Annotated in this window: 18 protein-coding genes and 1 pseudogene; 7 read left to right on the forward strand and 12 right to left on the reverse strand. The window is 43.0% G+C overall.

Annotation, left to right across the window (positions count from 1 at the left end; translation table 11 throughout):
* Positions 1-13 precede the first annotated feature (13 nt).
* The 3 genes from FTU12_RS02525 (at position 14) to FTU12_RS02535 (ending at position 2,611) form a co-directional block, all read left to right on the forward strand.
* On the forward strand, positions 14-571 hold the full coding sequence (locus FTU12_RS02525; RefSeq protein WP_180113676.1) for a hypothetical protein: 558 nt from the start codon (positions 14-16) through the stop codon (positions 569-571).
* Positions 572-597: 26 nt separating this feature from the next.
* Positions 598-1,908, forward strand: a complete 1,311-nt coding sequence (locus FTU12_RS02530) for a DUF445 domain-containing protein (protein ID WP_180113714.1) — start codon at positions 598-600, stop codon at positions 1,906-1,908.
* A gap of 109 nt (positions 1,909-2,017) precedes the next feature.
* Positions 2,018-2,611, forward strand: coding sequence for a hypothetical protein (locus FTU12_RS02535; RefSeq protein WP_168379702.1), 594 nt, complete (start codon positions 2,018-2,020; stop codon positions 2,609-2,611).
* Positions 2,612-2,670: 59 nt separating this feature from the next.
* Here the strand turns inward: FTU12_RS02535 and FTU12_RS02540 are convergent, their stop codons facing one another.
* Entirely contained in the window at positions 2,671-2,958 is a 288-nt protein-coding gene (locus tag FTU12_RS02540; RefSeq protein WP_372491143.1) for a DUF2798 domain-containing protein, read from the reverse strand.
* 177 nt (positions 2,959-3,135) lie between these two features.
* Here FTU12_RS02540 and argS point away from each other — a divergent pair, with 177 nt between their 5' ends.
* Positions 3,136-4,926, forward strand: a complete 1,791-nt coding sequence (gene argS / locus FTU12_RS02545) for an arginine--tRNA ligase (RefSeq protein ID WP_180113677.1) — start codon at positions 3,136-3,138, stop codon at positions 4,924-4,926.
* 302 nt (positions 4,927-5,228) lie between these two features.
* Positions 5,229-5,828, forward strand: coding sequence for an SPOR domain-containing protein (locus tag FTU12_RS02550; protein WP_180004357.1), 600 nt, complete (start codon positions 5,229-5,231; stop codon positions 5,826-5,828).
* Positions 5,829-5,974: 146 nt separating this feature from the next.
* Here FTU12_RS02550 and asd read toward each other — a convergent pair whose 3' ends face one another.
* From asd to FTU12_RS02575, 5 genes and pseudogenes are all read right to left on the reverse strand, one after another.
* Positions 5,975-6,826, reverse strand: coding sequence for an archaetidylserine decarboxylase (asd, locus tag FTU12_RS02555; RefSeq protein ID WP_078190610.1), 852 nt, complete (start codon positions 6,824-6,826; stop codon positions 5,975-5,977).
* The gene (locus FTU12_RS02560; protein WP_180113715.1) at positions 6,823-7,671 is read right to left on the reverse strand and encodes a sulfurtransferase; all 849 of its coding nucleotides are present in this window, start codon (positions 7,669-7,671) and stop codon (positions 6,823-6,825) included. The genes asd and FTU12_RS02560 overlap by 4 nt, the downstream gene beginning before the upstream one ends.
* A gap of 153 nt (positions 7,672-7,824) precedes the next feature.
* Positions 7,825-9,033 carry a nicotinate phosphoribosyltransferase gene (gene pncB / locus FTU12_RS02565; protein ID WP_111885113.1) on the reverse strand — a complete coding sequence of 403 codons (1,209 nt, stop codon included), beginning with the start codon at positions 9,031-9,033 and terminating at the stop codon, positions 7,825-7,827.
* 146 nt (positions 9,034-9,179) lie between these two features.
* Positions 9,180-9,681 (reverse strand): annotated as a pseudogene (locus FTU12_RS02570) (ankyrin repeat domain-containing protein).
* A 181-nt stretch (positions 9,682-9,862) separates the two neighbouring features.
* Positions 9,863-11,380, reverse strand: coding sequence for a catalase (locus FTU12_RS02575; protein ID WP_180108876.1), 1,518 nt, complete (start codon positions 11,378-11,380; stop codon positions 9,863-9,865).
* A gap of 229 nt (positions 11,381-11,609) precedes the next feature.
* Here FTU12_RS02575 and dtd point away from each other — a divergent pair, with 229 nt between their 5' ends.
* Positions 11,610-12,050: a D-aminoacyl-tRNA deacylase gene (gene dtd / locus FTU12_RS02580; protein ID WP_180113678.1), complete on the forward strand. Its 441-nt coding sequence runs from the start codon at positions 11,610-11,612 to the stop codon at positions 12,048-12,050.
* 80 nt (positions 12,051-12,130) lie between these two features.
* On the opposite strand, the gene FTU12_RS02585 is transcribed toward dtd, so the two are convergent.
* From FTU12_RS02585 to serB, 3 genes are all read right to left on the reverse strand, one after another.
* The gene (locus FTU12_RS02585) at positions 12,131-12,610 is read right to left on the reverse strand and encodes an SCP2 sterol-binding domain-containing protein (RefSeq protein ID WP_078190615.1); all 480 of its coding nucleotides are present in this window, start codon (positions 12,608-12,610) and stop codon (positions 12,131-12,133) included.
* A 156-nt stretch (positions 12,611-12,766) separates the two neighbouring features.
* Complete coding sequence (gene aciT / locus FTU12_RS02590; protein WP_078190616.1) at positions 12,767-13,099, reverse strand: AciT family ciprofloxacin tolerance protein; 333 nt, start codon at positions 13,097-13,099, stop codon at positions 12,767-12,769.
* A 414-nt stretch (positions 13,100-13,513) separates the two neighbouring features.
* A complete protein-coding gene (gene serB, locus FTU12_RS02595; protein ID WP_078193257.1) occupies positions 13,514-14,734 on the reverse strand; it encodes a phosphoserine phosphatase SerB in 1,221 nt (406 codons plus the stop codon).
* A 77-nt stretch (positions 14,735-14,811) separates the two neighbouring features.
* On the opposite strand from serB, the gene FTU12_RS02600 reads away from it, so the two are divergent.
* Complete coding sequence (locus FTU12_RS02600) at positions 14,812-16,068, forward strand: hypothetical protein (protein ID WP_078190618.1); 1,257 nt, start codon at positions 14,812-14,814, stop codon at positions 16,066-16,068.
* 49 nt (positions 16,069-16,117) lie between these two features.
* On the opposite strand, the gene ppk1 is transcribed toward FTU12_RS02600, so the two are convergent.
* The 3 genes from ppk1 to pncA form a co-directional block, all read right to left on the reverse strand.
* Positions 16,118-18,181: a polyphosphate kinase 1 gene (gene ppk1, locus FTU12_RS02605; RefSeq protein WP_180113679.1), complete on the reverse strand. Its 2,064-nt coding sequence runs from the start codon at positions 18,179-18,181 to the stop codon at positions 16,118-16,120.
* A gap of 206 nt (positions 18,182-18,387) precedes the next feature.
* Positions 18,388-19,356 (reverse strand): bile acid:sodium symporter family protein, encoded by a 969-nt coding sequence (locus FTU12_RS02610; RefSeq protein ID WP_180113680.1) that lies wholly within the window; start codon positions 19,354-19,356, stop codon positions 18,388-18,390.
* A gap of 73 nt (positions 19,357-19,429) precedes the next feature.
* Positions 19,430-20,080 carry a bifunctional nicotinamidase/pyrazinamidase gene (gene pncA / locus FTU12_RS02615; RefSeq protein WP_180113716.1) on the reverse strand — a complete coding sequence of 217 codons (651 nt, stop codon included), beginning with the start codon at positions 20,078-20,080 and terminating at the stop codon, positions 19,430-19,432.
* Positions 20,081-20,093: the final 13 nt, after the last annotated feature.

A 20,093-nucleotide genomic window follows, 5' to 3' on the forward strand; every position in this document is an offset into this window, starting at 1 on the left:
CAGGAGTATGCGCATGAACAAACTCATTATCGCAGCAGCCATGACCGCAGCACTGGGCTTCACCGGCTGTGCAAGCACCCCATCGAAGCCTTTAACCTTCGAACAATTGGGTCGTTATGCTGCAACGCCATTAAATGCTCAAAGCTATCGGATTAGCTTCCAAGCTAGCCCCAATATGAGCTATGGCACTGCCGAAGAAATCACCTTGGTTAAAGCTGCTCAAACCACCCTACACAATGGCTTTCAATATTTTAAAGTCATGGATGACCCGAGTAATCGGAGTCAAAAACCGCCGCGCCAAGCAGTGATTTACCCAGACCCTATGCCTTATCCATATGGCTATTACCGTCGCCATCCCGGCTTTTGGCCAGGCCCGTTTTATGACGTTCCACAGGTGGTCACACTCGATCCAACTCAAGTTTCCTACAGTATTACTTGCTATAAAGATCGTGCCAAAGCCCCTCAGGATGCCTTTGATGCTCGCTTGATTTTGCAGTCACTCGGGGCTAAATATGGTTTAGACAGTCAAGGAAATCCTTTGCCTGTAGCCGCTGAGCCTACCACCAAATAAGTCAACCCATAGAGACCCGATCATTGATGAACCCAACTGAACAGCCTGCTGTTTCGCCCAATCTGCAACGCAGTAAACGCTTCGCCACCATTGCTTTGGTGGTGGCGGTGCTGGCGTGGATTGCATTGATGATCGCAGCTAAATTGCTGCCCGAATACGTCTGGCTCATTCATATTTTAATGCTTTCAGCAGAAGCTGGCGTGGTTGGTGGTTTGGCAGACTGGTATGCGATAACCGTTTTATTTCGCAATCCCTTTGGTCGGATTCCGATTCCTAAATTTTTACGTGACCACACAGAAATTATTCCACGCAATAAAGCGCGCATTGCTGAGTCGATGGGCCGCTTTGTTCAGGAAAATTTTCTTTCACCACATGTGGTTGAAAAAAGTTTAGCGGAGACGGATCTCTCTCTTGCCGTCGGGAAATGGTTGGCCAATCCGCACAATAATGCGCAAGTGACCCAAGTCATTCAGCAAACGGTCCCGAAAATTTTCGAATTTGTCGGTCAGGAACAAATTGGACGCTTTATCCAAAATAACAGCGTGCAATGGGTGCGCAATACGCAAGTCAACCATCTTGCCAGTGAAATGCTGCGAGCAGTTTTAGAAAATGATTTCCATCAAGATGTCCTGCAACGTGGACTAGATTTAGCCCATGACTGGATGTTACAGCACCCTGAACAAACCCGTGATTTATCACGTCAGTTGTTTAAAGAACTCGGGGTTTGGAAGCTCGCCAAAGGTGCAAGCTGGGTTGGTATTGATGTACAGCAGCGCACCATTGATTCACTGGTCAGTCGTGTCGAGTCCATGCTTGCTGACCATGAACATCCGTGGCGCCGTAAAATCGAAGACATGGCACAGCAGCTTATGCAGCAACTGGCGGACAATCAGAGTGTTGCCAGCCAACGCCTGAATAGCACCAAAGACGCCATGCTCGATAGTCCACAAATGTTGAATTTTATCAGTGGCGCAGTGGTGATTTTATGCGATGCCATTCGTTCTGATTTAGAAAAGCCCAACTCTGGCATTGCACAAAACCTACGCGTCGCCATTCAACAAGTGGGCGAAAATATTGTCTCTAACGTCGCTGTACGCCAATTGTTGAATGAAAAAATGAGTGATATTGCCATCAATCTCTCTGATCAATACAGCGAAAAAGTCATTCGGTTTATCAGTGAACGTATACATGAATGGGACTCACGTGAAATGATCGATAAGATCGAAAACGAAGTTGGTGGCGACCTACATATGATTCGAGTCAATGGTGTCGTGGTCGGCGGTTTTATTGGCCTTGCACTGGGGATTATTCGTGCCTGTGTAGAATGGCTGCTTTAGCCGCCCGCTAAAGTCCTCATCACAGGAGATGATAGGCCGCAGGTTTGAGCTTTATGCGTAGAACCGTTAAACTTTGCCGATCTGAAAATTTAATAGAACAATAAAATCTATGCATTTACCTGCCATCTATACACTACCTTTCATTCTAATCATCAGTAGCTTAAGCGCTTGCCAGACCATTTCCAAAACCAGCAGTACAGTCAGCGACAAAGTGATGGGGATGCTCGGTAAAGAAAAAGCCCCTGAAATCGATAAAAAAGGCACGGTCGATATCAGCAAAAGTACCCAACAACAGTTAGAAACTCTACTGACCAATATGCCGAAAAATCAGTGGGTCTATATTGAAAATGATCAACAAGGCACATCCACCCTCAAAAATAAATCGGCAGACAATTTCACCTTGAGCCTCAAATTGAATTGCAAAATCAGCACTCAGCGCCCTACTTTCAGTTTAAGCAATGCAGATGGCCAAGACATCCTAAAAGCACATGACACGAATGTGGGGCAAATCCAAATTTTGCTCGACAATAAAAACTTTGGAAATCCGTTTGAGACAGCCAATCAGCAAAAGTTCCAAAACTTTAAAACCGCTATCGCTCAAGCCAAAGTCATCAAAGTGTTTAATGCCTCAAAACTCTATACCTTCCAAAACAACAAAGCCGAATTACTCTCTAAAGCCGTAAGTTGTCGCGATAGCCTATAAATATTTAAAGCGAAATGCAGTAAGTCACCGTTTTACTCAACTGTGACTTACATGCAGGCTTATTTTGCAGGTGGCTGTGGCCCTGACATATCAACCAGCAGGCCTGTAAACTTTCGAACAAATGGCAATAAAATCAGTACAATGGGGAAAGCAATTGCCCATGAAATCATCCAATTATGCAGCCATAGAGTCAGAAATCCCTCAAACCAGCCTAAATTTCTGAGCATATTAATAAACGAAATAATACCGCTCATGAGACAGGATAAAATAAACGGCACGATAATCAGCGCCCAGCGTGCAGCTAACTTCGGCACATTGCCAAAAATTTTAGGGGTGGGTTGTGACATGTCCATATACTCAAGCAGTGATCCTGAATCGCTAAACCACTTATATCGTTTTACTTCGATATAAGCAATGCTTCACTTTTATCGAATATTTTTTATTCGCAACAAATGGGTTCACCTAAAGAGCCTGAAATTTGCTATATTTACCGTTTTTCTGCGACATTTATTTTTCGACTGATTATGAATACGGCAATACAAGCAGCGCTCGATCATGCAGTGCAATCCCTTCAAGCTGAAGGTGTACTCCCAACTGACTGGAACAATACTAGCAATTTGACCCGAACCAAAGACCGAAGCCACGGTGACTTTGCGTCAAACATTGCCATGATTGCCTCTAAAGCTGCAGGTATGAAGCCGCGTGATTTAGCCGAAAAAATTCTGGCAAATCTTCCAGAAGTCGCAGATATCAGCAAAGCAGAAATTGCAGGTCCTGGCTTTATTAACTTCTTTTTAAATGCTGACCAACGTTTTGCTGTCTTAGACCAAATTCAAGCTCAGAAAGATCAGTTCGGTCGCACACAGGCCAATGCTGAAAAACGTGTTCAAGTGGAATTCGTTTCAGCCAACCCAACGTCTAGCCTACACGTTGGTCATGGTCGTGGCGCAGCTTACGGTATGACCGTTGCCAATCTTCTTGAAGCAACAGGTGCTAAAGTTGACCGTGAATACTATGTCAACGATGCTGGCCGTCAAATGGATATCTTGGCGACATCGACTTACTTGCGTTATTTAGAATTGACCGGTCAACAACTGGTCTTCCCTAAAAATGCATACCAAGGCGACTACGTTAAAGAAATCGCTCAAAGCATTATCGACAAAGATGGCGATGCTTATGTACGCCCTGTTGCCGACATCTATAAAGATGTACCAGAAGACGTTCAATATGCAGCTGAGCTTGATGCTGAAGGCAACAAAGTGGTGCTTTCTGGCGACAAAGAAAAGCATATTGATGGTTTGATTCATAATTCTCAAAACCATTTGGCTGCAGGCTACCGTGTATTCCATCAAGCTGCGCTGAAAGCCATTCTTGATGATATTAAAGATGACCTTGGTGAGTTTGGTGTGACCTTCAACCAATGGTTCAGCGAAGCAACTTTGACTGAAAAAATTGATGAAGCATTACAAATGCTGGATCAACGTGGCTTCCTTTATGAAAAAGATGGCAACATCTGGTTCAAATCAACTGAATTTGGTGATGAAAAAGACCGTGTTGTGAAACGTCGTAATGGTCAAACTACGTACTTCGCATCTGACATTGCTTATCACTTAAATAAACTACAACGCGGCTATACAGATATCGTGGATATCTGGGGTTCAGACCACCACGGTTATATCGCACGTGTGAAAGCAGCGATTGATGCGCTTGGCTATGATTCTAAAAAATTGACTGTGCTATTGGTTCAATTTGTGAGCCTATGGCGTGGCGGCGAGATGGTTCAAATGTCATCTCGTTCAGGTCAATTCGTGACTTTACGTGACTTACGTAAAGAAGTGGGCAACGATGCTGCTCGTTTCTACTACGTCATGCGTAAATCAGAACAACACATTGACTTCGACTTAGACCTTGCTGTGTCTCAAAGTAAAGACAATGCGGTGTACTACATCCAATACGCACACGCACGTATCTGCCGTATGCTCGAAAAAGCGGCTGCGACAGACGTTCAATTCTCTGCTGAAGCTGCACGTCAATTTGCAGCTAAACTTGAGTTAGAAGCTGAAACTGAAGTTCTTGCTAAACTTGCGGCTTACCCTGAAATTGTGGTTCGTGCAGCAAACAGCTATGAACCACACCAAGTAGGTAACTACTTGAAAGAATTAGCGGCGTTGTTCCATGGTTGGTACAACGAAAATAAAGTCTTAGGTGATGATGCAGAACTGACTCAAGCGCGCTTATTACTGTCTGTAAACGTACAGCAAGTTTTACGCAATGGTCTTGAATTATTGGGTGTGAGTGCGCCTGAAAGCATGTAAGCAACCCTTTATGTTGCGAGCACAATAGAAATTCATCGGCATCGCCCATGCACAAACACAGCGCATGGGTTTAAGCGTCATCAATTGCATTGTGCTAAAAAGAATCCTTTTCAATACAGGCTCGAAATGAGCCTGTATTTCGTTTATATTCAGCAATATGTCCGTGTCATCTTGGCTGTGCTGAAATTGTGAAAATTAAACAAATTCCTGATGACACTCATGTAATATATAACAATCAAGACTTGCTACTTTGGGCTGCCCCAAAGTGGTTCGTGACAATTAAAATTAAATGAGGTTTCCACGTGTTTGGAAAAACGCAGCGCGGTGTATCTGATCGGCCAAATAAGCCTAAAAAACCATTGATTCCAGCATGGCTAGGTACACTTGTCATCATTTTAATCGTGTTGAGTTTCTTAGTTGCGCTCATGCTTTGGAAACCTTGGGAGCCTGTGAAGCCAAAAGGTCAAATTACCTCTGAACACTACCAAGAAGAAACCAATAAAGACTATCGTTTCTACGACCTATTGCCTCAGCAACAAGTGACGCCAATTCCTGAACAAGCTGTTCCAGAAACCGAAAATAAAGAAACGGTGGTGATTGTTGATGCACCAGAACAAAAGCCAGTTGAAACCACAGAGCTTGGACTAGAAACCACAGAAACTGCGCCTGTTGCTGCAAGTTATATTCTGCAAGTGCGCAGTTATGATGATCCTGATCAAGCCGATGCACGACGTGCTGAAATTATTTTGAACGGTTTATCTGCCGATGTGATTCAAAGTAATGAAAACGGCAAAGTTTGGTATCGCGTTGTGTCTGGCCCCTATGATTCACAAGAAGCTGCTGTGATTGCACAGCAAACTTTACGTCATAGCAGTATCGACTCGATTGTCGTAAAACGCTAAATTTTGAAATTAAAAAAAAGCGCCTGATGGCGCTTTTTTTTATTCATTCCTTTAATAAAGGGAGGTTAGAAGGGATTCTTTTTTGAATACATCAGCTTAGCTCAAAAACCTCTCCCTAACCCTCTCCTAAAGGGACAGGGAATTCATTAAATGGTATGCCCTAAAGCTTCGCCCATCACCACAGTCGAGTTGGCTTTAAAGGTCGCATCCCATTGCATTTTGTTTTCTTCAAACAACACAACCGCTGTTGAACCTAAATAGAAACGGCCCAATTCTGCACCTTTTTCTAAGAATAAATCGTGTTGATTCAGTTCCAAACGCCCTGTCGGTTTAACTTTACCTGTAGCCACGGTTTCAATACCTGCCACGATCATTGCACCTACCAGTACAACCGCCATACGACCAACTTCTGTATCAAATAAGCAGACCATGCGTTCATTGCGAGCAAATAAACCCGGAATATTTTCAGCAGTGGTTTGGTTTACAGAGAATAATTCACCCGGTACATACAAAGTTTCTGTCAATGTCCCTGCAAATGGCATATGTACACGGTGGTAGTCTTTTGGTGACAAATAAACCGTAGCAAACTGCCCATTTTTAAAGGGTTCAGCCAATTGTGGATCGGCAATTAGGTTTTCAACAGTGAACTTCTGGCCTTTGGCCTGAAATACATCACCATTTTCAATTTTACCCAGTTGTGAAATCGCACCATCTGCAGGTGAAACAACACTGGATGGATCAGCATCGACTGCACGCACGCCTTCTTTTAAAGAGCGAGTGAAAAATTCATTGAAGGATTTAAATTTTAAGGCATTGCTTTGCTCAGCAATCGACATGTCGATGCCATACTGCGCTTTAAATGCGGTAATCACGGCATTTTTCACCACAGGGTTTTCGCTTGCAGCCAATTTACCCACGATACGTGATAATTTGTGCTGTGGAACAACACGCTGAGCTTGAATAAAAATTTGTTTTTTTAACTGAGATGTAAGGCTCAAGACGGCAACTCTCCGGTGATCACAGGACTATCGAGTCGGTTGCCCCACTCGCTCCACGCACCATCATAAGCTTGAATATTCCAACCGAGTAAACGTCCCAGTATATAAGCTAGGCCCGACCGATGATGGGACTGACAATATACCACCACAGGTTCGTTTAAATTGAATCCCAATTGTTCTAAGCGTTGTCGTGTGCGTTCTAAAGGATGCAATTTTAAATGATTTTCTCGGTTAAGGGCAGTACTCCATTCGAAATGTCGTGCCCCCGGAATGTGACCGCCGCGTCGCGCAGCCAAACGTAGGCCTGTATATTCGTCTTCGGTACGGCAGTCCCATACTTGGATCTGCTCCTGCTGCACACGAGCCAATAGCTCATCATAATCTGTTTGATACTGAGCACGCGCCTCTGCACTTACTTCAACCAATGGGCTCACGGGTTCAAATTGCTCAATTTCAGACGAGGTCGGTAAGCCTGCCCCAAGCCAAGCATGGATGCCACCATTGAGGAGACTGGTATTTTCAAAACCGAGGCAATGTAAGTTCCAAATCAGTCGACCAGCCCATGCCCCACCTTCATCGTCATACACTACTACATGATGTTCTGGACTGATATTCAGATAGCTGATGAGCTGTTCTAAACCGGCTTGGTCAGGTAAAAGCCCCATCGCTTGTTCTTCTTGGCGCACTAACAGTTTCGGCTGCACATGCAGTGCATGTGGAATATGCAATTGGTCATAAACCGAACGACGACTCAAATCGACGATCCGTAGTTTTTCATTACCAAGATGTGAAACCAATTCTTCCGCTTCAATCAGCAGACCAAAATTCAGTGTAGATGCTGTCATCGTTGTTCGTGTTGTATTTTGTGCGATTAAATTCGATCTTAGCATAAGTCATTTTCACTATTATTCTGAATTTTTGCATTCCTTTAGCAATATTTTAGATATAAAAAAGCCGAATCATTGATTCGGCTTTTTTAGTTTTATCTAATGCTGTGTTTAAGCGCTAACTTCAGAGATGTCAAACACCTGACGCAGATACGCTAAGAAAGTATCATTATCCGTCATGGTTTTACCCGGACTATCTGAAATTTTTGCCACAGATTGACCATTACATTCAACCAGTTTCAGTACGATATTCAGCGCAGTTTGCCCCATATCATTGGTCAAGTTGGTGCCAATACCAAAACTCACTTGGAAACGGTCTTTGAAGTAATTATGCAAATCCCACGCTTTTTCGATATTTAGACCATCACTAAAGGTCAGCATTTTACTTTTGCTATCGACTTTAAGCTTTTTGTAATGTGCATAGGCTTTATCGCCCCATTCATACGGGTCGCCACTGTCATGACGTAAACCGTCGAATAGTTTGGCAAAGTACAAATCGAAGTCACGTAGGAACGCATCCATACCGACAACGTCCGTTAAGGCTATTCCTAAGTCACCGCGGTATTCCTGCACCCATGTTTCTAGCGCAGACTTCTGGAAGTTACGTAGACGAACATCAAGCGCTTGGAATGCTTGTAGGAACTCATGCGCCATTGTACCAATTGGAGTAATATTCAAGTCTTTGGCAATCAGAACATTACTTGTACCGCGGAAAATATACGGTGAAGCCTGATTTAATTCTTCAATTACATGCTTTTGCCATGCATAACTATAACGACGACGCGTGCCAAAATCAGAGACCAAGAATGGTGGATCATTTGGATTTTGCCGTGCTTCATACTGCTTCAGCAAGGCAATCTTATGTTGCAAACGGCGCTCACCTTCGGCTAAAACTTCGGGCGTACGAATACGTTGGAAATATAATTCATTGACGATGGCTAAAACAAAGATTTCAAACATCATCGCTTGAACCATTGGGCCTTCTACCCAAATGTCGAGTCGACCTTCATCATCAATACCCGCTTTAATAAAACGGCGTTTAAGCTGAAATAATTCAAGATAATCAACAAAATCGCTTTTAATAAAACGTAAACTGCGTAAATACTGCAATTCATCTTCTTTAAACTTCAACTGACAAAGCATGTCGAGCTGCATGTTTAAATCATCCAAAATTTCAACCAGTGGATAGGCTGTATCGTCCAAGTTACGGCAACGAAAGTGATACACACTATGGGTTTGCGGAAATTTGTGTAACACCACCTGAAGCATGGTGAATTTATACAGATCTGTGTCTAATAAGGATTGGATGATTGGAGACATAAAGACTTTCAGTTTTTATCAACTCTTTGCATTAAAGCATACTTTATTGATAAAAAGCCGATTGATTTAGTGGAATAACTTATAAATCACCGCGATTCATCGACTTTTTTCATTTTTTTTGCTGAAGCTGAGCGCGATCAAGCTCACTATTTTTTGAGTAACTGTCGATATTTTTCTTCTTGACCAAATTCACGCGCAAACTGTTCTGCAGTCTTTTGCCCCATTTTTTTTGGCATTTGCATCACAATCCACTTGGCGTAATTGCTTTGCAATCGCCCATTCTAATTTAAACATAGCACCCATCAATGCGGTGTTGCCTTTATTGTCACGTGCGCAGCGGTCTGCACCTTGTTCCAGCAAACGAGTCACAATATTTTGATGACCGTAATAGGTCGCCATCATCAGTGGTGTAAAACCCGAAGCATTGCGCACATCGACCGGAAAACCGTGCTTAAGAAATTCATTGATGACTTCTTCATTGCCAGTTTTGGCTGCAGCAAAGAAAATTGCGATCAATTCCTGTTGTGAGGTCATCTGATCGCTTGCAGTTGCTTTAGCGGGGGAGATATCTTCCGCGATTGCCACGTTTGCGAATGCGGAACCAAACGCTAGAAGACTGGCTAAAGTCAAATGTTGCATAACTTTCATGATGAACTCCAACAGAAATCGAATGTAGAATTGAATTAGAAATAATTCATTTCATAAAAATGAATATTTAAGGAGTGCCTATGAAACTCCCCCTAGGGTGCAGGAAAGGTATGGAGCTTCATAGGACTTTTTTGAGGTAACGTTCTAGACCCTAGTTACCAATCCTTAAGACTGATCGAAATTAGTCTTTCAGTTGTGCTGCTTTAGCTTTTACAGTTGCAAGGTTACCGTTTACTGCTTTAGTCATACGCGTACCGTAGTCAGCGTCTGCTTTGTAGAAGTAAGACAGCATGATGTGCTTGGTTTCTGAATCTTTCACGTTGCCAAGGTCAGCCGCCAAGTTCATGATCAAGTTTTCTTTCTCTTTCGCAGAGTATGAACGGTAAAGTTCACCCGCCTGCTTGAAGTTTTGCTCTTTCACACCTTTTTGTTGAACTGTGCCAGAAAGCGGCGTTTCAACCGCACGCGCTTTCGCAGTCGCTGGTTTTGGCTCAATACGGCTTGGCTCGTAGTTCACGTTCGATGAAGTGCCGCCAACATTCATAGAACCATCCTGGTTGTTGTTGTTCACGTTAACCAATGGACGGTTGACTGGAATTTGCTGGTGATTCGCACCCAAACGGTACATTTGAGTATCTGAGTAAGAGAAGATACGGCCTTGCAGCAGACGGTCTTCTGATGGCTCGATACCTGGTACTAAGTTGCCCGGAGCCAATGCCACTTGTTCCGTTTCCTGGAAGAAGTTTTTCGGCATACGGTTCAGTGTCAACGTACCCACTTTAGTTTCTGGAACTAAGTTCGTTGGCCAGATTTTAGTTGGATCTAATGGATCGAAATCGAAGCTGTTGAGATCTTTAGGATCTAACACTTGGATGTAAAGATCCCATTTCGGGAATTTACCAGCGTTGATGTTGTTATAAAGATCGTTAGTCAAGTGATTAAAATCTTTACCTTGTTGCTCAGCAGCTTCTTTAACGTTCAGACCTTTCACGCCTTGTTTAGAGCGGAAGTTGAATTTAACGTATTTGTATTCGCCTTTGTCGTTATAAAGCTTGTACGCATGTACACCAAAGCCGTCTTGTTCGCGGTAGCTGGTAGGCACACCTTGGTTACCATACACATAAGTCAACATATTGGTTGCCCATGGTTGGCTAGACAAGAAGTCAAATACGCGGTTTGCGTCTTGAACGTTGTCAATTGGGCTTGGCTTCATTGCGTGAATGAAGTCAGGGAATTTAATTGCATCACGAATGAAGAAGACTGGAGTTTGGTTACCCACTAAATCCCAGTTGCCTTCTTGCGTATAGAACTTGATCGCGAAACCGTGCGGGTCACGTAGAGTTTCTGGAGAATGTTTACCGTGAATTACAGTCGAGAAACGTAAGAAAACTGGAGTCTTAGTACCTGCTTTGAACAATGAAGCAATGGTTAGATCAGATAAATCTTTAGTTGCAACGAATTCACCATAAGCACCTGTACCACGGGCATGTACCACACGCTCAGGAATACGCTCACGACCAAAACGTTGTAATTTTTGAACCAATTGTACGTCTTGAAGTAGAACTGAACCATTTGGACCCGCAGTAATCGAGTTTTGGTTATCGCCTACTGGTGCACCATTGTCTTTAGTTAATGGCGCTGCTTGAGTCGCCGCTGTTGCTGTTGCTAACATCGCAACCAATAAAGAACGCTTAAACATCGTCTTAATCTCTCTGTTAAATACCTTTCCTGCCCCGCAAAGATACTGATATTTAATAAATAGATAAAACAGATTATTTTTATAAATTCAATCGCATTATTAGATTTATAAAAAATATACAGTTCATTTTCAAATGTTTGAGCCCAAAATTTTCTAAACATCGCTTCGAAAGAATGCTGTCTTTGCTACAATCCCTGCCCTATGTTCAATTTTCTACTCGGAAGAATTTATGCGGGCCTTGTTACAACGTGTTTTGGAAGCCAAAGTGGTGGTCGATGGTGAGATCACGGGTGAAATCAATCACGGTATTTTAGTGTTTTTAGGACTTGGTAAAGCTGACGATTTAGAAAAAGGCAAAAAACTGATCGATAAGATCTTGAAATACCGTTTTTTTGATGATGAACAAGGCAAGATGGGCTGGAATGTCAGACAAGCCGGCGGCGGTATCCTCTTGGTGTCTCAATTTACCCTGATGGCGCAAACGCAAAAAGGCCTGCGCCCCGATTTTGGCCCTGCCATGCCGCCAAGCGATGCCAAAGCACTGTATGAACAGTTGGTCGATTACACCAAGAACCAATATGACCATGTACAAACAGGCATCTTTGCTGCCGACATGAAAGTGCATTTGGTCAATGACGGTCCAGTGACCTTTAATTTAGAAGTTGAATAACCACTGAAGCATTAAAAAAGCCCTCAAAAGAGGGCTTTTTTAAATCCTCCCGCTAAAGGAGGGAAAACAAGGCGTAAATCTTACTTACCTGTTTTTTCTTTAATAAACGCACGTGCGATTTTGATTTTTTCTTTAACCGGTTTTGGAAGTTTAGGTGGAATTAACTTCGCCACTTGGTTAAACCAGACCAGTAGACCAAAATCACCTTCCATTTTAATACTGCCATTTTGCATACCCGTCATAAATGCTGTTGGGTCACCTTTCATCAAAGTTTTTACGCCCTGTTCGCTGTCCGCAAATTGCAAAATAAAGTCTGCTTTTTCCGCATCGCCTGAAACAGTATCAATCTGTCCATTATTTACAATAATTTGACGTGCAACACCCAAATCTGTACCGATTTGAATGCGGAATTGACGTTCATGAACCAATTCAATGAATTTAGGGCTAGTACGTGCAAGCTGTTTCATACGAAGCGCTAAACCTGCCACGAGTAAATCAAGTGGATCCGTACTGACATCAACTAAAGGTAGTTTTACGACAGGAATTGATGATAGTTTCATGACTTAAAGCCTATTGTAATTGTTGGAAAATTGACTGGCTTCATCCTACCATAACTTGGCTTTTGAGAAGTAAGGCTTTGTATCTCAAATCGGACTAATGCGTTCATAAAAAAATGCGCCCTCTGGCGCATTTTCATTGAAATTTTGTTCTGGCACTTATCGGCTCGAACATTGCTGTTCTTCATCATATACAGGCGTGTGCTCTATACATTGGCGCTTTGCCATCGCACGCTCTGCACGGCGGTCTTCACGTAACAATACTAAAGTGAATACCACCATTGCGGCCATTAATGCCGTTAAATAACTATAAGTCACTGATAATTCAAACATGGTTTGTGTGCCAAATCGAATCACTTCAATGAGTCCCCACACCAGCATCCCCGCCAGCATAAAACTTAACCAGCGACGATAAGGCGAGAAGAAAACAGCAATCACAGCCGCCGATACCAAGCTCAGGCCAACGATTGTTGCTAAATTCGCTGTTAACATAAAAACCTCCGTCATTTGACAGCTGACATCTCTTGTCTTACAGGATGCTGAGCCGTCTCACTACTGTATCTTCAGTAAATAGATTTGGTCGATCTCAATCTCTTGCAAGCATTATGCTGAGTTTTTTGCATAAAAAAAGTCTCGTTTTTTGTCCATGCGACACACCTTGTCGCAACATTATTTTGTCATTACATTTTTTCTTTTTAAAGAATTTCTAGAACAATGATGGCATCTCGTTTCGAGTGTCATTACAAAAAAAACAGCTGGTTTTAGGCTAAAAAAATTAATTTTTCGAATGCTGTTAATCGTTGTTTTTATCGACAATTTTCTTCTACCGTTCATCGGATGAGCTGAATTCTTGGCATAAAAAAACGCAGCCTTTTGGCTACGTTTTTTAGTATGACTTAAATGGTTTTAAGCACGATTTAAATCTTTATCATGCACACCAAGCAGGTAAAGAACACCATCTAAACCCACGCTTGAAATGGCTTGATTGGCATTTTGACGCACCAAAGGTTTCGCACGGAAGGCAACACCTAAGCCGGCTAAAGACAACATTGGCAAATCATTCGCACCATCACCGACAGCAATCGCTTGTTCTAATGAAATCCCCATTTCTTCAGCGATTTGTGTCAATAAGAAGGCTTTGCGGGCACCATCCACAATATGGCCTTTCACTTCACCGGTTACAGCGCCATCTTGGACGTCCAGTACATTGGCATGGACTTCATCGATACCCAGTTTTGCTTGTAGATATTCGGCAAAATACTGAAAACCACCTGACAAAATAGCCGTGCGATAGCCCAGTGATTTAAGCGTTGAAATCAGACGTTCCGCACCTTCTGTGACAGTCAGACGTTCTGCAATCTTAGGCAATACCGAAGCATCCATACCTTTGAGTAGTGCCACACGTGCACGGAAACTTTGTTGGAAATCGAGTTCACCTTGCATAGCACGTTCAGTGATTTCAGCCACTTGAGCGCCGACACCCGCTTCAATCGCCAATTCGTCAATCACTTCTTGCTCAATCAGCGTCGAGTCCATATCAAAGCAGACCAAACGACGATTACGACGGTAAGCATTGTCCTCTTGAACGGCAACATCTACCCCAAGTTCGGTAGATAGACGTAAACATGCTGCACGCATTGCAGTAGCATCCAACATTTGGCCTTTTAGACCAAATTGAACGCAGGCACGTCGTGGGCCTTCGCTTGATCCATCTAACTCTGGACGGCCAGATAAACGAGTCACAGTTTCAATATTGAAGCCTTGGCTCGACACAATATTTGTAACTGCCTGTAAATGAGACGCCTGTAATTCTGGCGCAAGTGCCGTAACGATATAGCGTGTGCGGCCTCCCTCATTTACCCATTGTTGATATTCTGTTGTAGAGATTGGTTTAAAGCGCACAGTTAAGCCAATATCATGTGCTAAAATCAACATCTCCTTCATGGCTAATGCTGTCGCAGTCTGGTCTTCCGACGAAACAACAATACCTAAAGTCAGCTGATTGTGGATGACTGCTTGTCCGACATCTAAAATCTGTAAGGAATGTGCGGACAAAACCTGCATTAATCGTGTAAATTGATTAGGTTGGTCAGGTCCTAAAAGTGATATAAGAATGATTTCTCGCATGAATTGACTCGGGTCTGAGCTACAACTAATGTAAGAATCATAATCTAAATTGAATAGAATTGCCTTGGAAGTTTACGTTGAATGCGCCTAGACAAGGGCTATTTGCTAGCCTATTAGTAGTTTGTTTTGCTTTGCATACCTTTTTATTGGTATTGGCAACAACCCACCAACTGAACGAAAACCGTGCCAGTCAGGGACAACTGATGACCAGTCAATTGGTTACAGACAGCCTATCTGAGCTTGAGCCGGCCAATACCGTATCATTAGCCTTACTTGCTGACCGCTATGCAACCAACCCGAGCGTGGCTTCCATCCGCATCTTAAATGCCAATAATCAAGTTTTGGCCACAGGCGGTTTGACCAAAACCCGTGACGGTGAAATCTTTGTTCGTGATGCGCTGCAAAACGAAAAGAAAGTTGGAACGGTTGAAATCACCTTAATTAAACCAAGTATTGGTGAAATCTTACGTACGCAATGGGCTGCGATTCTATTTTCATTATTCTTACATGGCTTGTTATGGTTGGCGTATCGCGCAATTGCACGTCCAAGCCGTACTGAATATTTAGCGCGAATCAACAATGAATCACGTCTAAAACATGAAATTCAAACGCTAGCGCAGGCTTTAGAACAAGAAAAACATAATGCCGCTGTGGCGATTGCTCAAGCGCAGCAAAATGCGCAAGCCAAAGCAAAACAGCATAAAGACATGAAACCAGTGGTTCTCGACAGCAACAGCTTGGCATTAAATATTCAATTTTATGATCCGAAACAGTTGCTCGATAGCGTCAACAAAACCGTGTCTGTGCCGTATTTTAATCTCTGCCAAATTTTCTTGAATAAAACCACAGAACTCTGTGTTCAACATTATAAATTGAACAGTTCTGACATCAGTACAGTGCATAAGTTTGATGAACATGGCGCAACCATCAGCATGACTGCTGACACTCCAGATGCGCTGCGTTGCCTCACCATGATCAGCTCAGTATTCCAATTGCTTTCAGATGTTTTATATAAACGCTACCGTGAAGAAAAACGATTCGTTTTACAAACCCGTAGTGCAATTTCAAGCTCTGTCGAAGCTATGCAATTGTCTTCTGTACAAGCGGCTGAGCGGTTAGTACAACAATTGGTTGCCAAAGAAAGTGCCATTCATGTGCCGACAACTTTGCTCAAAGAGATTTCAGATCATTTCCAATTGGTCAGCTTGCCAAATCCGACCAATGTGCTCACTCGTCATGCGTTTATGCTCAATGGAATGGACAGTGATGCCGCTGAATTGGCTCAAAACTTCAGAACTGAAATTTTAAAATCCAAACAATCAAAAGCCTCTTAAAGGTTTTAGCAAAATCAAAAATCCCGACTTGAATCGGGATTTTTTTGTCTTAAACGGTCGAAATTTTCTGTGCAATCAAATATTTTTGCGCGTTATGCAGCTCGTCACCTGCTTCAACCACGACTCTCTCCCATTGCCCATTCGACTGCATTTCCCATGCATTTTGATTATCGTCCAAATAGTTAAGTAAACCATCTTTCATAATGCGTTTTTTCAAACGGCTTTCTAAAATGGGAAAACAGGTTTCGACCCGTGAAAATAAGTTACGTCCCATCCAATCGGCACTGGCACAGTACAATCGTTTTTCGCCTGCATGCTCAAAATAATACACTCGAGTGTGCTCTAAGAAGCGCCCAACGATAGATCTCACATGAATATTCTCAGACATACCTTTGACCTGAGGAATCAAACAACAAATCGAACGGATAATTAAATCTACACGTACCCCTGCTTGCGATGCACGATACAAAGCAGCAATCAGTTGCGGTTCCGTAAGTGCATTGACCTTCACAATAATTCGTGCGTATTTTCCCGCTTGTGCAGCAACAATTTCCTGTTCAATTAGTTTCAATAATTCAGTATGCAGGGTAAATGGTGCATGCAATAAAGCTTTCAGCTTCGCCATCTTGCCCATACCGGTCAGTTCCTGAAACATACGATGCACATCCTCGCAAATATCGGGATGCGTCGTCATCAGGCCATAATCGGTATACATCCGCGCATTGCCTGCGTGGTAATTACCTGTTCCCAAATGGGCGTAGCGTAACAACTGATTATTTTCACGGCGTACAATCAAAATCATCTTGGCATGGGTTTTATAGCCCACAATGCCATACACCACGACAGCCCCAGCTTCTTGCAATATATTGGCCACGGTAATATTGGATTCTTCATCAAACCGCGCCCGAAGTTCGATGACGGCGGTTACTTCCTTGCCGTTGCGTGCCGCCTCCGCTAAAACTTGTACGATGTCCGAATCTGGCCCACTACGATAGAGCGTTTGCTTAATGGCTAATACCTGAGGGTCTTTTGCAGCTTCACGTAATAAGTTGATGACCGGTTGAAAGGAGTCAAACGGATGATGTAACAACACATCTTGTGTTTTTAATACATCAAAAATCGCAGTTTGTTTACGAAAAACTTTAGGAATAATCGGTGTATAGACCGGATATTTCAGTTCAGGTCGATTAAAACTGGTACTGAGACGCGATAAATTGATCGGGCCGTCAATGCGATAGAGCTCCTGCTCACTCAAATCAAATTCATCTAACAAATAATCAATAATGCTTTGCGGACAATCATCTTCAATTTCTAAGCGAACTGCCCGACCAAAACGGCGTGAAGACAATTCATCTTTTAAGGCCACAGCCAAGTCATCCACATCTTCAGCTAGAACCAAATCTGCATTGCGTGTCACTCGAAAAGCATAACAGCCCGTCGCTTTCATCCCCGGGAATAAATCATTAATGTGTTGCTGGATGATGGCCGTCAGAAAAATTTGTGTTTCTATACTTCCTTCAACCTCGGCAGGCATTTTAATTAAACGCGGCAAGGAACGTGGTGCAGGCACAATCGCCATTTCAATGGCACGACCAAAGGCATCTTTACCTTCTAGGCTCACAATGAAGTTGAGGCTTTTATTGACCAAGCGTGGAAACGGATGCGATGGATCTAAGCTAATCGGCGTTAAGACCGGTTGAACTTCTTTACTAAAATAATGGCTAATCCACGCCCGATGTTTTTCTAAAATATCTTTAAATTGAATAAAGCGAATGCCTTCACTTTGTAATGCAGGCAATACAGCATGATTGAGGGTGTGGTATTGCTGTGCAACCGTGTCATGAATCACTTGGGAAAGTTCATCTAAGACCACTTCAGTCGGAATGGCATCTGGCGTCCGTGCAATCGCATTCAAATCTCGTTGTTTCATCAGCCCCGCAATGCGAATTTCAAAGAATTCATCTAAATTGCGTGAAAAAATGATGAGAAAATTCAAGCGTTCAAGTAAAGGTAAACTTGAATCGAGTGCCTGAGCCAAGACCCGCCGATTAAAATCTAAAAGTGACAATTCACGATTATAATAGGTCTCTGATGAATGCTGAAAATGTTGCATACCCTCTCAATGCTGTTTGAAACAGTCTATATCTAAAGTGTTTGCCGGCATGTTAGGCAGCGGAGATGACACTTATGTTACAAATAGCATTAATCAATTAAAAAAGCATGCAATTCCCTAAAGCCCTGTTCATCAAATCGTAAAATTTATTTTCGACATCAAAAAAGAGGGACATTGCCCTCTTTTTTACTGAATTGTTTTTTTGTTTATTGCACAGGCTTGTCTTGTTCCAATGCTTTGGGCTCACTCGTCCGTGCTGCCCAATAGGTTGCCAGTGCGGGACCCGAAATATTGTGCCACAAACTAAAAATCGCACTCGGCACAGCGGTCAGAGGTAAAGCGGCAAAATGGGTCGCCGCCAATGCCACACCCAAACCTGAGTTTTGCATCCCAACTTCAATCGACACTGCTTTACAGTCTGCATAGGGCAATTTAAACAGTCGGCTGGCCCAAAAACCCAATAGATAGCCCAAGCCATTATGTAAGGCCACTACCCCAAGAATCAGTAAACCTGATTGCAAAATCTGTGTTCGACTACCCGCAATGATTGCTGCCACAATCGCTACAATTGCCACAACAGAAACCAATGGCATGACCTGTATATAGGCATCCACTCGGTGCTTAAAGACAGTTCGAATCATTAACCCCACAATGATCGGAAATAAAACCACTTGTAAAATTGAAACCAACATCGATGCCGCATTAATTTCGATCCATTGGCTTGCTAACAAATAGAAAATCGCAGGGGTTAAAACCGGTGCGAGTAATGTCGCAACAGAGGTACAGGCAACAGATAATGCGGTATTGCCTTTTGCCATATAGGTGATGACATTAGAAGCCGTTCCACCCGGACAGCAACCGACAAGAATGACCCCGATCGCGATTTCTGTCGGCAGTTGTAATAATTTACACAAGAAAAAAGCCAATCCCGGCATCACAATAAACTGTGCCAAAACCCCGATCATCACAGCTTTAGGGCTTTGCAATACACTTTTAAAATCTTGCAGTGTCATGGTCATGCCCATACCCAACATAATGATGCCTAGCATCCATGGGATATATGCTTTTAACCAAACAAATACATCGGGAAAAAACATGGCGAGCGCTGCAAACAGCACCACCCAAATCGCAAATGTTTTCTGCACAAATTGAGTGAATTTTAAGAAAGCCGACATAGGCATCTTCCATTTAAAAACAGGGACAAAAAAAGGCACACCCTTGTGCCTTTTCTCAACTGAGCCCACTGGGTCATGCCAAAGATAATGCCTGTGCATGCTGCTGCACAATATCTTTCAGGTAAATACGCTTCACTCTATTCGCCAACATGTCTTGCCATGCATGCTGTAAAGAACCCTGTAAATCGATCCCTTTGGTCAAATCAGCAATCACAAAAGTTTCAAAACCAAGCTTACGTGCATCCATTGCCGTCCATGCAACACAGAAATCCGTGGCAATGCCCACCACAAAGACTGTATCAATACCACGTTCGCGCAAATAGCCCGCCAAACCTGTTGAAGTTTTCTGATCTGCTTCCATAAACGCAGAGTAGCTGTCGATATGCTGATGAAAACCTTTACGGATAATTAGCTGCGCCGTTGGTAAATTTAAATCAGGATGCAATTCGGCATCCTGTGTGCCTTGTACACAATGCGTCGGCCACAATACTTGCGTTCCATAATTCAGCTCTATGCTGTCATAAGGTACATGCTCAGGATGATTTTCAGCAAAAGAGATATGGTCGGCTGGATGCCAATCTTGAGTCAGCACAATATTCGTAAAGTATTGCCCCAGTTGATTAATCCCTGGAATAATTTGATCGGCATTGGCAACAGCCAACTGACCACCCGGGGTAAAACCATTTTGTACATCGACCACAATCAGCGCTGTATTTTTTTGCATATCTCTCCATCCG

Source organism: Acinetobacter sp. YH12063, from assembly GCF_013419715.1.
Lineage (GTDB): Bacteria > Pseudomonadota > Gammaproteobacteria > Pseudomonadales > Moraxellaceae > Acinetobacter > Acinetobacter amyesii.

Bases quoted from the DNA above. Each gene is read 5' to 3' on its own strand.
- FTU12_RS02525 (WP_180113676.1), top strand. From the start codon at position 14: ATGAACAAACTCATTATCGCAGCAGCCATGACCGCAGCACTGGGCTTC.
- FTU12_RS02530 (WP_180113714.1), top strand. From the start codon at position 598: ATGAACCCAACTGAACAGCCTGCTGTTTCGCCCAATCTGCAACGCAGT.
- FTU12_RS02535 (WP_168379702.1), top strand. From the start codon at position 2,018: ATGCATTTACCTGCCATCTATACACTACCTTTCATTCTAATCATCAGT.
- FTU12_RS02540 (WP_372491143.1), bottom strand. From the start codon at position 2,958: ATGTCACAACCCACCCCTAAAATTTTTGGCAATGTGCCGAAGTTAGCT.
- argS (WP_180113677.1), top strand. From the start codon at position 3,136: ATGAATACGGCAATACAAGCAGCGCTCGATCATGCAGTGCAATCCCTT.
- FTU12_RS02560 (WP_180113715.1), bottom strand. From the start codon at position 7,671: ATGACAGCATCTACACTGAATTTTGGTCTGCTGATTGAAGCGGAAGAA.
- pncB (WP_111885113.1), bottom strand. From the start codon at position 9,033: ATGTCTCCAATCATCCAATCCTTATTAGACACAGATCTGTATAAATTC.
- FTU12_RS02575 (WP_180108876.1), bottom strand. From the start codon at position 11,380: ATGTTTAAGCGTTCTTTATTGGTTGCGATGTTAGCAACAGCAACAGCG.
- dtd (WP_180113678.1), top strand. From the start codon at position 11,610: ATGCGGGCCTTGTTACAACGTGTTTTGGAAGCCAAAGTGGTGGTCGAT.
- FTU12_RS02585 (WP_078190615.1), bottom strand. From the start codon at position 12,610: ATGAAACTATCATCAATTCCTGTCGTAAAACTACCTTTAGTTGATGTC.
- aciT (WP_078190616.1), bottom strand. From the start codon at position 13,099: ATGTTAACAGCGAATTTAGCAACAATCGTTGGCCTGAGCTTGGTATCG.
- serB (WP_078193257.1), bottom strand. From the start codon at position 14,734: ATGCGAGAAATCATTCTTATATCACTTTTAGGACCTGACCAACCTAAT.
- ppk1 (WP_180113679.1), bottom strand. From the start codon at position 18,181: ATGCAACATTTTCAGCATTCATCAGAGACCTATTATAATCGTGAATTG.
- FTU12_RS02610 (WP_180113680.1), bottom strand. From the start codon at position 19,356: ATGTCGGCTTTCTTAAAATTCACTCAATTTGTGCAGAAAACATTTGCG.
- pncA (WP_180113716.1), bottom strand. From the start codon at position 20,080: ATGCAAAAAAATACAGCGCTGATTGTGGTCGATGTACAAAATGGTTTT.